The 15,322-nt window shown below is 54.2% G+C and carries 12 protein-coding genes; 3 read left to right on the forward strand and 9 right to left on the reverse strand.

What is annotated here, in order from left to right; translation table 11 throughout:
- Nucleotides 1-2: 2 nt before the first annotated feature.
- On the reverse strand, nt 3-1,655 hold the full coding sequence (gene hcp / locus IV433_RS00865) for a hydroxylamine reductase (protein WP_195812969.1): 1,653 nt from the start codon (nt 1,653-1,655) through the stop codon (nt 3-5).
- Nucleotides 1,656-1,824: 169 nt separating this feature from the next.
- Nucleotides 1,825-2,724, reverse strand: a complete 900-nt coding sequence (locus tag IV433_RS00870) for a lysine exporter LysO family protein (protein WP_195812817.1) — start codon at nt 2,722-2,724, stop codon at nt 1,825-1,827.
- Between the two features lie 189 nt (nt 2,725-2,913).
- Between IV433_RS00870 and IV433_RS00875 the strand changes: the two genes are divergently transcribed.
- A complete protein-coding gene (locus IV433_RS00875) occupies nt 2,914-4,647 on the forward strand; it encodes an ATP-dependent nuclease (RefSeq protein ID WP_195812816.1) in 1,734 nt (577 codons plus the stop codon).
- On the opposite strand, the gene IV433_RS00880 is transcribed toward IV433_RS00875, so the two are convergent.
- Complete coding sequence (locus IV433_RS00880) at nt 4,644-5,633, reverse strand: VirK/YbjX family protein (protein WP_195812815.1); 990 nt, start codon at nt 5,631-5,633, stop codon at nt 4,644-4,646. The genes IV433_RS00875 and IV433_RS00880 overlap by 4 nt on opposite strands.
- Before the next feature lie 307 nt (nt 5,634-5,940).
- Nucleotides 5,941-6,162: a cold shock-like protein CspD gene (cspD, locus tag IV433_RS00885; protein ID WP_152324210.1), complete on the reverse strand. Its 222-nt coding sequence runs from the start codon at nt 6,160-6,162 to the stop codon at nt 5,941-5,943.
- 394 nt (nt 6,163-6,556) lie between these two features.
- Between cspD and clpS the strand changes: the two genes are divergently transcribed.
- Together clpS and clpA are read left to right on the forward strand one after the other, a co-directional pair.
- Nucleotides 6,557-6,877, forward strand: a complete 321-nt coding sequence (gene clpS / locus IV433_RS00890) for an ATP-dependent Clp protease adapter ClpS (RefSeq protein WP_104924673.1) — start codon at nt 6,557-6,559, stop codon at nt 6,875-6,877.
- 27 nt (nt 6,878-6,904) lie between these two features.
- The gene (gene clpA, locus IV433_RS00895; RefSeq protein WP_152324209.1) at nt 6,905-9,187 is read left to right on the forward strand and encodes an ATP-dependent Clp protease ATP-binding subunit ClpA; all 2,283 of its coding nucleotides are present in this window, start codon (nt 6,905-6,907) and stop codon (nt 9,185-9,187) included.
- A 220-nt stretch (nt 9,188-9,407) separates the two neighbouring features.
- Here clpA and infA read toward each other — a convergent pair whose 3' ends face one another.
- From infA to trxB, 5 genes are all read right to left on the reverse strand, one after another.
- A complete protein-coding gene (gene infA, locus IV433_RS00900) occupies nt 9,408-9,626 on the reverse strand; it encodes a translation initiation factor IF-1 (RefSeq protein WP_002211347.1) in 219 nt (72 codons plus the stop codon).
- A 93-nt stretch (nt 9,627-9,719) separates the two neighbouring features.
- A complete protein-coding gene (gene aat, locus IV433_RS00905) occupies nt 9,720-10,454 on the reverse strand; it encodes a leucyl/phenylalanyl-tRNA--protein transferase (RefSeq protein WP_195812814.1) in 735 nt (244 codons plus the stop codon).
- Nucleotides 10,455-10,505: 51 nt separating this feature from the next.
- Nucleotides 10,506-12,227 (reverse strand): heme ABC transporter ATP-binding protein/permease CydC, encoded by a 1,722-nt coding sequence (gene cydC, locus IV433_RS00910; protein ID WP_195812813.1) that lies wholly within the window; start codon nt 12,225-12,227, stop codon nt 10,506-10,508.
- A 2-nt stretch (nt 12,228-12,229) separates the two neighbouring features.
- Nucleotides 12,230-13,996 (reverse strand): heme ABC transporter permease/ATP-binding protein CydD, encoded by a 1,767-nt coding sequence (gene cydD / locus IV433_RS00915; RefSeq protein ID WP_195812812.1) that lies wholly within the window; start codon nt 13,994-13,996, stop codon nt 12,230-12,232.
- Nucleotides 13,997-14,144: 148 nt separating this feature from the next.
- Entirely contained in the window at nt 14,145-15,113 is a 969-nt protein-coding gene (gene trxB, locus IV433_RS00920) for a thioredoxin-disulfide reductase (protein WP_195812811.1), read from the reverse strand.
- Nucleotides 15,114-15,322: the final 209 nt, after the last annotated feature.

Genomic DNA, 15,322 nt, shown 5'->3' on the forward strand with positions numbered 1-15,322 from the left:
ATTTACTCCGCAAGCATGGTTTTCAGATCCTGCTCAACCGACGTAATCGAACGCAGGCCGAACTGTTCGTTAAGTACCGCCAGCAGATTGTCGGTCAGGAAAGCCGGAGCCGTCGGGCCGGTGGCGATGTTTTTCACGCCCAGCGACAACAGCGTCAGCAGGATCACAATCGCTTTCTGCTCGAACCATGAAAGCACCAGACTCAGTGGCAAATCATTCACGCCACAACCGAGTTTTTCGGCCAGATTGACCGCCAGAATAATTGCGGAGTAAGCGTCGTTACACTGACCGACGTCCAGCAGGCGCGGCAGACCTTCGATGGTGCCGAAGTCCAGTTTGTTGAAGCGGTATTTCCCGCAGGCCAGCGTCATGATCGCGCAATCCTGCGGCACGCTGCGCGCCAGATCGGTAAAGTAACTGCGTTCGCCGCGGCTGCCGTCACAACCGCCAATCAGGAAGATATGACGCAATTTTTTGGCGGCGACTAAATCAATCACGGTATCGGCCGCGCTGAGCAGCGTCTGGCGACCAAAGCCGACGGTAATTTCCTGCTCGATCTCACTGTAAGGGAAACCGGCCAGTTGCAACGCCTGGCTGATCACCGGCGCGAAATTTTCGCCTTCCAGATGCTGTACGCCCGGCCAGCCGACAATGCTGCGGGTCCAGATACGGTCGCCGTAGTTACCGACGTTAGGGTCAATAATACAGTTGGAGGTCATCACCACCGGGCCGGGGAATTTGGCAAATTCAACCTGCTGATTCTGCCAGCCGCTGCCGTAGTTACCGGCCAGGTGCGGGAATTTTTTCAGTTCAGGATAACCGTGCGCAGGCAGCATTTCGCCGTGGGTATAAATATTGATGCCAGTGCCGGCGGTCTGTTCGAGCAGCATCTGCAAATCTTTCAGGTCATGGCCTGAAATCAGAATCGCTTTACCCGCCAGCGGGCGCACATTGACGGACGTCGGGCGCGGATGGCCGTAAGCGTCCGTTTCGCCTTTGTCCAGAATCGCCATCACGCCGAAGTTCATTTTGCCGATCGCCATCGCGTTTTCGAGCAGCACACCCATGTCGGAAGGTTGCGTACCGAGCCACGCCATCAGGCGGTGATACTCCGCATAAATCGCAGTGTCCGACTGGCCGAGAACGTGCGCGTGTTCCATATAGGCCGCCGCGCCTTTCAGGCCGTACAGGCACAACATGCGCAGCCCGTGAATGTCATCGCCGATCTGCGCTTTGTCGCCGTTAAGCGCAAATTGCTGAGCCTGTTGTTGCAGGTCATTCAGGTTATCGCTGACCAGTTCCAGCGCCGCCAGCGGGTGATCAACGGTGATTTCCGGATCCATCAGACGGCAGCGAACCGCCAGCGCTTCACGGTGAATAATCGCTTCACGCGCGTAGCCGACGATACGGTCGGAATCGAAGTTGACGTTGGTCAGCGTGGAGAAAAAGGCCCGTGGCGCGAAGCTGTCAATGTCTTCATCGACAATCCCGTAACCGCGCGCCGCCAGCGCCCAGGCCGATAAGCCCTGTAAAACGGCGACCAGCAAGTCCTGCAAATCGGAAGTTTCAGCGGTTTTACCACACATACCCTGCGCATAAGCGCAGCCATTGCCCGCCGGGGTACGGACTGTTTGTTCACATTGCACACAAAACATCATTCGATCCTTTTATAAAGTTGCATTTGAAATGCTTGTTTTGATGCAAGCCTAAGACTGCCGGGAAAAGAAATGAAGGGGTTTTTAAGACAAAGTGGGGGGAAGTTGATTTAAAGCAATTTTTGCAGGGGTATTTCCCGCTGTCAGAAAACAGCGGGAAGGGCAGACATCAGGCGGAGAAAAAGGCCATCAGCACCGGGGCGATAAGGCTTAATACAAAACCGTGAACCACCGCGGGCGGCACCATATCCAGCCCGCCGCTGCGTTGTAATACCGGCAGGGTGAAGTCCATCGACGTTGCGCCGCACAGGCCCAGTGCGGTTGAACGGCTGCTGCGAACCAGCGTCGGGATCAGCATGATGGCGCAAAGCTCACGCGCCAGATCGTTGAAGAACGCGGCGCTGCCAATCACCGGCCCGAACGAATCCGTCAGAACGATACCGGAAAGGGAATACCAGCCGTAACCTGAAGCCAGCGCCAGACCGGTTTTCAGCGGCAAACCGAGCAGCAGGGCGGCTATCGCACCGCCGATTAACGCACTGACTGCCACCACGATCGCGACCATCATGCCGCGGCGATTGAGGATAATCTGGCGCAGCGTCATGCTGCTGTTGCGCAGTTGCAACCCCACCAGCGCCAGCAGGAATAACAGGGCGATTTCACTGGCCTGTGAGGCGAAGGTCAGCCAGTGCCATTGCGTCAGGCCGAGTGCAAAACCGAGGATGACGACGCCGCAAAGTTTCAGGGATTCCAGCGCCATGTGGACGCGTGAAGGCAGCTTTTCCTGCTTGTGCTGGGTTTTCCACGGACGGCGGCGTTCGAGCAACCATAGCGCGGCGTAGTTCATCACGAAAATGCACAGGAAGCAGACGGCGGCATATTTGAAAATCAGCAATAAATTCGCGCTGAGATTGTCGAGGAAAGCCAGACTGATGCCCATAATGAAAAGAATGACGTACACCATCCAGCTCAGCAGTTGGTTAACCAGATGCAGCAGGGACCGGTTTTTGAGCGGAATGAGATAACCGACAATCAGTGGCAAAAGAATAATTAACAGCCCGGAATACATAATGCAAAAATCCCTGAAAAGTGAGGTTCCATGAACGGAGCGCGACACAGAAAATGCCGCCCGACACGCTAACGAAAAGTAATCAGACTGTAAAGCGGCTTCGGCACGCAGAGCGCGTTCTGCGGGCTTGACCTGAACCCTTTTTTAACGCCATGCTCAGGGAAGCACTGAGCGCACAGGAGGCGTCTGATGTATCTGGAACATATTGATATTGTCGGTTTTCGGGGTATCAACCGGCTGTCTTTGACACTGACTCAGCCCGCGCAACGGGGCGCTTCAATTACCGGTTCTGCCAGTCAGGGACAGGCAGAATCCTTCCTGACCAATACGGTTCTGATTGGTGAAAACGCCTGGGGTAAATCCAGCCTGCTCGACGCCCTCACACTGCTGCTTTCACCTGAACCCAAACTTTACTGCTTCAAAGAGGAGGATTTCTACTTTCCCGCCGGGGAACAGGAATCCAAATCACAGTATCTGCACGTCGTGTTTACGTTTTGTGAAAACCAGGCAGGGCACCATACGTCACCGCGATTTAATCCGTTATCCCCTTTATGGGTGAAATGTGCCGACAAGCTGAACCGGATTTATTACCGGCTGGAAGGCGAGCTGGACGATGACGGCAGCGTGATGACCTTGCGCAGTTTTCTGTCGTCCAACGGTCAGCCGCTAAATCTGACGACGATCGACCCGCTGGCGCAGGCGCTGATCCGTCTCAATCCGGTACTGCGTTTACGCGATGCGCGGTTTATCCGGCGTCTGCGCAGCGAAACGCTGGCGCCTCGGTTAGCGGTCAATAATGAAGAACTGGCGAAACAGCTCGACGAACTGACACGCGGGCTGGTGCATAACCCGCAAACGCTGACCAACAGCGAACTGCGCAGCGGGCTGTCGGCGATGCAGCAGTTACTGGAGCATTATTTTGCCGAGCAGGGCACATCAAACAGCATGCCCTGGCAGCAAAAACGGCATGGCCGCGCCGAGAGCCGCCGGGCGTGGCGCTCGCTGGATAACATCAACCGCATGATTGCAGAGCCGAACAGCCGCAGCATGCGGGTGATGCTGCTGGGCATGTTTTCCACTTTATTGCAGGCGAAGGGTTCAGTGGTGCTGCATCCGGACGCACGGCCTTTATTGCTGATTGAAGACCCCGAAACCCGTCTGCATCCGATCATGCTGTCGGTGGCGTGGGGATTACTGGATCAGCTGCCGTTGCAACGGATCACGACGACCAATTCCGGCGATTTGCTTTCGCTGGTGCCGGTTGAGCAGATTTGCAGGCTGGTGCGTGAGTCAGGGCGCGTCGCGGCTTACGGTATCGGGCCGGAAGGGTTGAGCATGGAAGACAGCCGCCGGATTGCTTTCCATATTCGCTTTAACCGGCCTTCGTCTTTGTTTGCGCGCTGCTGGCTGCTGGTGGAAGGCGAAACGGAAGTATGGTTGCTCAATCAGCTGGCGCGACAGTGCGGTTATCATTTCGAATCTGAAGGCATTAAGGTGATTGAGTTTGCGCAGTGCGGACTGAAGCCGTTGCTGCGTTTCGCCCGGCAGATGGGCATCGAGTGGCATGCGCTGGTCGACGGTGACGAAGCCGGGCGCAAATACGCGGCGACGGTCATTGCCAACGTGGAAAATCATGACGATACGCTGCGTTACCGACTGACGGCGTTACCGGCGCAGGACATTGAGTATTTCCTGTATCGTGAAGGGTTTGAGGACGTGTATCGCAAGAATTCGGCGATAGCGGCGAATGTGCCGATGGCGCCGCGACGAATTATCGATAAAGCGATTCACCGCAGCTCGAAGCCGGATCTGGCCATTGATGTGGCGCTGGCGGCGTCTTTGCGGGGAACCGCATCGATTCCTCCGCTGCTGCGGCAAATGTTTTCCCGCGTGGCCTGGCTGGCGCGCGGCAGGGCGGATTAAGCCGCCCGTGTTTCCTGTGTCGTGACCGGATTGCCGTGTCCGCGGGTGAAGGTCTGGCGGATCTGGCTTTCCAGGTCATCGAGCAACTGATAGCGACGGCGGTATTCGGAACGTCGTTTGCTGGCGATTTCCTCCAGCGGCCGGTGGGCAATCTGGCGTGGCAGATGGAAATATCCGTCTTCGCCCGGTTTTGCCTCCATCGTTTCCCAGAAGCTGTCGTAATCGGCAAACACCATACCTTTGCGTTTTTTATAGCGCGGATTTTCATAAATGTGGGTGTGGTTGCCGACCGCCACAATCTGCGTCATGCCGGTGACATCCGCGAGCGTCGTCAGCGCTTCAATCACCAGACGTTTTGGAAATAACCCGTGGCAGGCTTTGGTCGCACGCTGTATTTCCTGATGATCCACATTCGCCTTCGGCCCCTGCAACGCGCCAATAAACAGCGTCGGTTTCCCCTGATATTCGATAAACGAGAACGTCACGATGGCAATGGAAACGCCTTCGGCATTATGGAATGTCAGCGTGGCTTCGCCTTCTTTATCCAGGCGGGCGATAGCGTTGAAGGTGATGGCATAACGCTGCTCTTCTTTACCGGTCAGCGTGGCGATCGCCATCTCTTTTTTGCTGAGATAACCGTGATTAATCGCATCCGGCAGGCAGTGGCCGATCATGTCGTAGTGATCGGTAATGCGCTTCATCGCCTGTTCCGGCGTGATATTGGCGGTCTGATAAATACGGTGCAATTTGCACGGCAGGCTCGGCATCGCCGACAGAATTTCATCGCGCTGCGGATGATGCGCGAGATAATCGAGCATTGCGAAGGTCCGGCGCGGATGCAGCAGCGCACGGTACAGGAATTTGAACCGGTAACGCGGTAATTTCCATGACGGACCCGGCACCGTGCGGCAGGAGAGTAACGCCGTCATCAACTGAAGGCCGGAAAGCGGAGCCTTTTCTGCGGAAGGGTAGCTGAAAGTGGTCATGGGATTACCTGTCAAAGTGAACCGGATATCGGTAACGGTTATTTCAACAGGGCGAGAATAAACAGGTGTGCAACGGGGCAAATTATGGAGAAATTGAACGCGATTTGTTGAGATTGTGTTTAGACTTAATTTGTTTTATGTCCTGTCTTAGCAATCGGTGTCTAAAAAATGACCTTTTTTTTGCGTGCAGGGCTTGAAGCCAGAAGCATTCTCCCCCATAAATAAAAATGCCAGTCAGTGAGTGACCGGCATTTGATTTGTTATTGAACACACGCTGAGCGTAATTCGAGTCTGTGTGCTGAAGGAGTCAGGCGACCGCTTCGCTTTCCACCGGAACAATGAGGCTGGCATGATTCCCCTTTGGGCCTTCATGAACGTCAAAATTGACCTGCTGTCCGGCCTTGAGTGTCCGGTAACCCTCCATCTGGATTGTGGAGTAGTGAGCGAAGATGTCTTCACCGCCATTTTGCGGGCAAATGAAGCCAAAGCCTTTAGCATTATTGAACCATTTAACAGTACCCGTCTGCATGCTGCTACATCCCTCTCATGACTAGTCTGGTAGTAAATAGATAAAGCCAGTTGAGTGAGCACGAAGGCCAGAACGCAGCAGATAAACACCTGTTCAGGCCTGTTTACTATCCGTTCAGCTCACGAATTTACACTCTAGTGGAATAGAGTTGGACGTCAAGGAAACGGCATTTGTCCCAAGGTAGCAGATAACCAAACTTTGAAGCAGGTAACGCTATTGACATATTTTGTTAAAATTTCGGTAGCGGAGTCGGGTGCAGGGAAGACATTTTGTGCAGCGGCAAGGTGAAGCCAGAAATGGTAAAATACCGGAATTACAACATGAGACTCCGCAGAAAGTCTTTATGTCGGTGTATTTGGCTTCCAATACGATCTTCACAGGTGATGAACAGGCAATGGGCAATAATCAAGACTGGCTAAACTTTGAACATTTGACGGCGAATAAACAAAAGGATGAGGTAAAACCGCCATCTATGTATAAAGTTATATTAAACAACGACGATTACACTCCAATGGAATTTGTGATTGACGTTCTGCAAAAGTTCTTTTCTTATGATATTGAACGTGCAACGCAACTGATGCTCCAGGTGCACTATAGAGGCAAAGCGGTCTGCGGTGTTTATACCGCCGAAGTCGCGGAAACCAAAGTCGCACATGTGAATGAGTACGCCAAGGAGAATGAGCATCCGTTGCTGTGTACGCTGGAAAAAGCCTGATTAAGGCAATCTATTTGGGAGGTGCCTATGCTCAATCAAGAACTTGAACTCAGTCTCAACATGGCTTTCGCAAGAGCCCGTGAGCACCGGCATGAGTTTATGACCGTGGAGCACCTGTTGCTGGCGTTGCTCAGCAACCCTGCTGCCCGTGAAGCGCTTGAAGCTTGTACAGTAGATCTCGTGGCCTTGCGCCAGGAACTGGAAGCCTTCATCGAGCAAACCACACCCACCTTACCTGCCAGTGAAGAAGAACGTGATACCCAGCCAACGCTGAGTTTCCAGCGCGTTCTGCAACGTGCGGTATTCCACGTTCAATCTTCTGGTCGCAGCGAAGTGTCTGGCGCCAATGTTCTGGTCGCGATTTTCAGCGAGCAGGAATCACAGGCCGCCTACCTTCTGCGCAAACATGATGTCAGCCGCCTTGATGTGGTGAACTTTATTTCGCACGGTACCCGTAAAGATGAAACGGGCGGCCAGGCGCAAAACAATGCGGAAAACCCAGTTAACGAAGAGCAGTCGGCGGGGGAAGATCGTATGGAGAACTTCACCACTAATCTTAACCAGTTGGCGCGCGTAGGTGGCATCGATCCGCTGATTGGCCGTGATAAAGAACTTGAGCGCGCGATTCAGGTGCTCTGCCGTCGCCGTAAAAACAACCCGCTGCTGGTGGGCGAGTCCGGTGTCGGTAAAACCGCCATTGCCGAAGGTCTGGCATGGAGAATCGAGCAGGGCGATGTGCCTGAAGTCATGGCCGACTGCACGCTCTATTCGCTGGATATCGGTTCATTGCTGGCGGGCACTAAATACCGCGGTGATTTCGAAAAACGTTTCAAATCCCTGCTGAAACAGCTCGAGCAGGATAAGAACAGCATTCTGTTTATTGATGAAATCCACACAATCATCGGTGCCGGTGCGGCGTCGGGTGGTCAGGTGGATGCGGCTAACCTGATTAAACCGTTGCTGTCGAGCGGTAAAATCAGAGTGATCGGCTCAACGACGTATCAGGAATTCAGCAATATCTTTGAGAAAGACCGTGCTCTGGCGCGTCGCTTCCAGAAAATTGATATTACTGAGCCAAGCGTTGAAGAGACCGTTCAGATTATTAATGGCCTGAAAACCAAATACGAAGCGCATCACGACGTGCGTTATACCGCGAAAGCGGTGCGTGCAGCGGTTGAATTGTCGGTTAAGTACATCAATGACCGTCATCTGCCGGACAAAGCTATCGACGTCATTGACGAAGCGGGCGCCCGCAGCCGGTTAATGCCGGTCAGCAAACGCAAGAAAACCGTTAACGTCAGCGACATTGAAAGCGTGGTTGCGCGTATTGCCCGTATACCGGAAAAAACCGTCTCGGCAACTGACCGCGATGTACTGAAAAACCTGGGTGATCGTCTGAAAATGCTGGTCTTCGGGCAGGATCCTGCTATCGAAGCACTGACTGAAGCGATCAAAATGAGCCGCGCCGGTTTGGGTCAGGATCACAAGCCTGTCGGTTCATTCCTGTTCGCCGGGCCTACGGGTGTCGGTAAAACAGAGGTCACGGTTCAGCTGGCTAAAGCGCTGGATATCGAATTGCTGCGCTTTGATATGTCGGAATATATGGAGCGTCACACGGTCAGCCGGCTGATCGGTGCGCCTCCGGGATATGTCGGGTTTGATCAGGGCGGTTTGCTGACGGATGCGGTTATTAAACATCCTCACGCCGTGGTGCTGCTCGATGAAATCGAGAAAGCCCACCCTGACGTCTTCAACCTGCTGCTGCAGGTGATGGATAACGGGACGCTGACCGACAACAACGGCCGTAAAGCGGACTTCCGTAACGTCATTCTGGTGATGACCACCAACGCCGGTGTGCGTGAAACGGAACGTAAGTCGATTGGTCTGGTTCATCAGGATAACAGCCCGGATGCCATGGAAGAGATCAAACGTACCTTTACGCCGGAATTCCGTAACCGTCTGGACAACGTAATCTGGTTCAACCATCTGTCTACGGATGTTATCCAGCAGGTTGTTGATAAGTTTATCGTTGAGTTGCAGGCGCAGCTGGATGCCAAAGGCGTTTCACTGGAAGTCAGTGATGAAGCCCGCGACTGGCTGACGGTGAAAGGCTATGACCGTGCAATGGGCGCGCGTCCGATGACCCGTACCGTTCAGGAAAACCTGAAAAAACCACTCGCCAACGAGCTGCTGTTTGGTTCTCTGGTGGATGGCGGTTCCGTCTCTGTGGCACTGGATAAAGAGGCCGACAAGCTGACTTATCACTTCATGAGTGCACAGAAGAAAAAACCGGAAGGCGCGGTGCACTGATCTTTTATCCGTGACGAAAAAACAAAAGGCGATGTGAAAACATCGCCTTTTTTCTTTCTGAGATTCTTTATTTAATTACAGGAATTAGTGAGGGATTTCAGAAAGGATACTGAAACAAATGCCGAATTGCGGATACCACAAAACGCCCTTGCAAAAGCAGGAAGGGCGAAGAGGGTATCCTCAGGGATCGCCGGAAAATCAGCGATGAGTGAGCCGCTTATTAACGGCTACGGAAGACAATGCGGCCTTTGCTCAGGTCGTACGGGGTCAGCTCTACAGTGACTTTGTCGCCCGTCAGGATGCGGATGTAGTTCTTACGCATTTTACCGGAGATGTGAGCGGTAACTACGTGTCCGTTTTCTAATTCTACGCGGAACATAGTGTTTGGCAGCGTATCAAGTACGGTGCCTTGCATTTCAATGTTGTCTTCTTTGGCCATCGAATCCTCTAGGTCTAACTACCATAGTTTTTAACCGGCAAGATAATGCCGAAAAACCCACATTATGTAAAGAAGTATGGTCCATGACCGCACCTATTCCCTATCCTTCGGGAACACCGGCAGGTCTTCGTCATGTGGGGATAAGTCTTGTGGCAACCAGCAATCCGGTGCTAACGCGCGTTGCGAAAGTTCGGATAACTGCTGCAAAAATTGGCGGCGGGGGATCTCTCTCGCACCCAGCGACGCAGTGTGAGGGTTGAGCACCTGACAGTCAATCAGTTCTCCTCCATTGCGGGAAAAATGTTGGCAAAATACCATCAGCGCACACTTGGAGGCATTTTCCCGGCGGCTAAACATCGACTCACCGCAAAATAATCCGCCGACGGATACGCCGTATAAACCGCCGACCAACTCATCATCTTCCCAAACCTCAACGGAATGCGCGCGGCCTGCTTCATGCAATTCCTGATAGCCGCGCTGCACCAGAGGGCCAATCCACGTACCGTCTTCACGCTGCATAGCACACGCGCGGATGACCTGCTCAAAGCGCTGGTTGATTGTGTAACGGTAAGGCTTTTTACGCATGAAACGTTGCAGGCTGCGGCTGGCGTGACGTTCTTCGGGAACCAGAATGGCGCGCGGATCGGGCGTCCACCAGAGGATCATCTCGCCAGGTTCAAACCAGGGGAAAATCCCATTTTGATAAGCTGAAAGCAGGCGCGGCGCGGTAAGATCCCCACCCATGGCCAGCAGGCCATTCGGCTCCAGTAATGCAGTGTCCGGATCCGGAAAAAGAACTGAATTGGCCTCAAGCTTAACTAACCGCATAGATCTCCTTATCCGGCGACCTGAAGGCCGCCGCTAAAAACTGGAACAACATCAACCTCGTGACAGAAAGCGTGCGTAACGCCCCTGTGCGGCGGCCAGTGTCTGGTGATCACCTTGTTCCACAATCTGACCTTCTTCCATGACACAAATTTTGTCGAGAGCTTCAAGACCGTGAAGGCGGTGCGTCACTAAGAGTAGCGTCTTATTCTGACAATGCTTGTGCAGCAGTGCCAAAATATGTTGTTCCGTTTCGGCGTCCAGCCCTTCAGTGGGTTCATCGAGCAACCACAGCGGCGCATCGTGCAGAAGGGCACGGGCAAGGCCTAAACGACGTTGTTCGCCGCCGGAAAGCTGACGACCACCTTCGCCCAGCCACGCGTTCAGCCCTTCGTTTTCCAGAAGAACGTGCAAATCAACCTGTTTCAGAACGTCGGTAATCTGTTCATCGGAACATTTTGGCGACGCCATCCGCAGGTTTTCACGCAGCGTGGTATTGAAAACGTGTACGCGCTGGCTGACGACGGTGATCGTCCGGCGCAGCGTCGCTTCATCGTATTCCGTGATGTCATGGCCGTTGAGCATCAGCGAACCACTGCTGATGTTCCAGCCGCGCGTCAGCAACTGCAACAGCGTAGATTTGCCACAACCGGTCTGGCCGAGCAGGGCGATATGTTCACCCGCGCGGACATCCAGCGTGATATTTTTAAGCACCGGCAACGGCTGGCCCGGATAGGTGAAATTAACGTCTTTAAGCGTAAGGCTGACCTGTTCACCGGCTGCCGGACCTTGTGGCGGAAACACCACGCTGGCAGGCTGGCTGATGATCTGGCTTACGCGCTGCGCCGAGGCGATAACCTGCCCGAGATGCTGGAAGGCCGCAGCAACCGGCCCGAGCGCTTCAAACGCTGCTAACGGCGTGAAGACAAACAACGCAATCAGCGCGCCGGGTTGCGGGAAGGCACTCAGACCACCCGCTGCCAGCCACAACATCAGCGTTACTGTCAGCCCTGCAGCGGCAATAATCATTGCCTGCGACAGACCGGTGAGTTTCGCCTGCTGTTGCTGGCGCAACATCCAGCGGCGTTCAATATCGTCCAGTTGCTGACGGAATTGCGGCTGAGCGCCAAAAACCACCAGCTCGCCTTGCCCCTGCAGCCATGCAGTTAGCTGCGTACGGTAATCGCTGCGCAGCGCCGTGAGTTCGCGGCCCGCAGGTTTTCCTGCGCGGTAGAAAATCACCGGCAGAAGTACCATCAGCGCCAGCATGATGGCACCCAGCGTCAGGGCCAGCGTGACATCGATAAAACTCAGGCCGAAGGTCACCAGAATAATCACCACCAGCGCACTGATAAGTGGCGATATTACGCGCAGATAAAGGTGATCCAGCGTATCGACGTCCGCAACGAGGCGGTTGAGCAAATCTGCCTGACGAAAACGCGCAATACCTCCCGGCGTCAGTGGCATGATTTTGGTGAATGTGAACACGCGAAGATGAGCCAGGACGCGGAAAGTCGCATCATGGCTGACCAGCCGCTCGGCGTAACGTCCTGCGGTTCGGGTAATCGCCCCACCGCGCACGCCTGCCGCAGGCAACATGTAGTTAAACGTATAGAGCCCCGCCAGCCCGGCAACGGCAGAGGCCGCCAGGAACCAGCCGGAAAGCGTGAGCAGCCCGATGCTGGCCATCAGCGTGACGATAGCCAGAATGACGCCCAGCGACAGGCGGAACCAGTGACGGCGATATAACGCGAGATAAGGCAGAAGAATTCTCATGATTACAGCTCCTTACTGCGCTGTGATAACAGACTGGCGAACAATCCACCCTGAGCAACCAGCTGCGCGAATGTGCCGCGTTCAGCGATTTGCCCTTTATCCATGACCCAGATTTCGTCGTAGTCGCGAGTATCTTCCAGCTGATGCGTTACCAGCAGCGTGGTCTGCGATCGGGACGCCTCGTTTAAAGCACTCATCACGCGTTTTTCGCTGTGTGCGTCAAGGCTGGCAGTGGGTTCATCGAGCAGCAATAGCCGGCAGGGAGAAAGCAGGGCGCGCGCGACAGCAACACGTTGTGCCTGACCCACCGACAATCGCGCCGCGCTGTCGCCCAGTTCAGTTTCCAGCCCCTCAGGCAGCAGCGGCAGGAATTCATTCACATACGCACGGTCAATAGCACTTTGGAGTTGTGCTTCGCTGATATCCGGCTGATTCAGCAGAATATTCGAACGCAGCGTCTGTTCCGGCAGATGTGGATTCTGGCCGACCCAGCTAAGTTGTTTACGCCATTCATCATTGCGCAACGATTTCAGCTCAATGCCGCTGGCGCTCAGGGAACCCTGATACGGCAGAAAACCGAGGAGCGCATTGAGCAGGGAGCTTTTGCCCGCACCGCTCAGCCCGACAATCGCAATGCGCTGTCCTGCCGGAACGGTAAAGGTCAGCGGGCCTGCCAGCGTTTTCCCCTGCGGCGATCGAACAAACAGGTCACGCGCCTCAAGTGTAACGTCCTGGTCTAGCGGCCAGCTTTTATCACCATCACCCATTTCAGCTTCTTCGGTGCTCAGGAAGGTCAGCAGGCTTTCAGCCGCGCCGACCGCCTGTGCTTTAGCGTGATAAAACGCACCTAAATCGCGCAGCGGCTGGAAGAACTCAGGTGCGAGGATGAGCACAAGGAAACCGGCAAAGAGAGTAACCGGCGTGCCGTAGCTGCCAAAATTAAGCTCACCCAGATAGGAGAAACCAAAATAAACGGCGACGACGGCGATGGAAATCGAAGCGAAAAACTCCAGAACTGCAGAGGACAAAAATGCCAGACGTAAGACGTCCATGGTGCGCGCACGGAAGTTTTCGGTGGAGCGTTTAATTTTCTCCACTTCGGCGGTGCCGCGGTTGAAGAGGCGTAAGGTATCCAGACCCCGCAGGCTGTCGAGGAAATTACCGCTCAGACGTGCGAGGGCGACAAAGTTACGACGGTTTGCATCCGCTGCGCCCATGCCAACCAGCGCCATAAACAGCGGGATTAACGGAGCAGTCACGAGCAGAATTAATCCGGCAGCCCAGTTAATCGGGAACACGCTGACCAGAATCAGCAGAGGGATAATCCCGGCCAAGGCAATTTGCGGAAGGTAGCGGGCATAGTAATCCTGCATATCTTCGATTTGTTCAAGAATGATGCTGGCCCAGCTACCGGCCGGTTTACCCTGAATCCACGCGGGCCCCAGTTTTTCGAGGCGGTCCAGAACCAGTTTACGCATTTCCTGACGAATAACCCGCCCGCAGATAAAGCCAACCTGTTCGCGTAACCAGGTCACGACGGCGCGCAGAATAAACGTCAGGGCCATCAGCAGGAAGCTTTGTAAGAGGGTTTCACGCGGCGCATGTTCGATGATCAGACCGTGTAACAGTCCGGCCATCAGCCAGGCCTGTGCGAGGATCAGTAAACCAGAGAGCAAACCCAGCATCATGGACAGACGGATCCAGCCTTTGGCGCGTGAGCTTTGTTGTTTTAACCAGCGGATAAGTTCTTGTTGTCGTGTTTTATTCATCAGGCATCAGTCTGCGCAGCAATCCGGGTGGGAGGCCGCTCATGTTACATGCTTGAGTTAGCACTGAAAACAAGAAGGCGGCAATTAAGCCGCCCAATTCGTTACTCTTTATGTGGACTCTGGGTCCGGTAATTACCCCGGAGAGTAATTATAAATCCGGCGCTTGCGATAAACCGTCCAGATAACGCTCGGCGTCGAGTGCCGCCATACAACCGGTTCCCGCAGAGGTAATTGCCTGACGATAGATGTGGTCCATCACGTCGCCTGCGGCGAAAACGCCTGGAATGCTGGTCTGTGTTGCGTTGCCATGCGAGCCGGACTGCACTTTGATGTAGCCATCTTTCAGTTCCAGCTGACCTTCGAAAATGCCGGTGTTCGGGCTGTGGCCGATAGCGATGAACACGCCAGCCACATCAACCTGCGATTTATCGTCAGTACGGACATCAAGCAGGCTTGCGCCGGTGACGCCCATCTGATCGCCGACCACTTCGTTCAGCGTTTTGTGCGTGTGCAGAACGATGTTGCCGCTGGCGACTTTATCGTTCAGGCGGTCAACCAGGATTTTTTCCGCACGGAAACTGTCACGACGGTGAATGAGGTGCACCTCAGAGGCGATATTCGCCAGATAAAGCGCTTCTTCTACAGCTGTGTTGCCGCCGCCGACTACCGCAACTTTCTGATTGCGGTAGAAGAAACCGTCACAGGTTGCACAGGCAGACACACCGCGGCCTTTAAACGCTTCTTCAGAAGGCAGACCGATATAACGTGCCGAAGCACCGGTGGCGATAATCAGCGCGTCACAGGTATATTCGCCGCTGTCACCGGTCAGGCGGAACGGTCGGTTCTGCAAATCAACTTTGTTAATATGGTCGAAAATGATTTCGGTATTAAATTTCGTCGCGTGCTCGTGCATGCGTTCCATTAAGCCCGGACCGGTCAGACCTTCCGGATCGCCCGGCCAGTTTTCCACTTCCGTCGTGGTGGTCAGCTGACCGCCTTTTTCCACACCGGTGATTAAAACCGGGTTGAGGTTAGCGCGTGCTGCATAAACTGCTGCGGTATAACCCGCCGGGCCTGAGCCCAGAATCAATATTTTACTGTGTTTAACCGTACTCATGCGTAATTCATCTCCGCGATGGCGACTAGCGATAGACCGATTGTAGGGAAAATAGCGCGTTAAAAAAAGCAAACTCAGATGTTGTTAACGATTTGTCTGATAGTTTTTACTGCCGAACCCGCGTAGAAAGGATTTCGCCGCAGGTAACTGTTTGAAGGCTAGGGTAAAAAAACAGCGCAAAGACATGAATGCGCTGGCAGGTTGTTTGC

Origin of the sequence: Rahnella laticis (genome assembly GCF_015644585.1) — a bacterium.
Lineage (GTDB): Bacteria > Pseudomonadota > Gammaproteobacteria > Enterobacterales > Enterobacteriaceae > Rahnella > Rahnella laticis.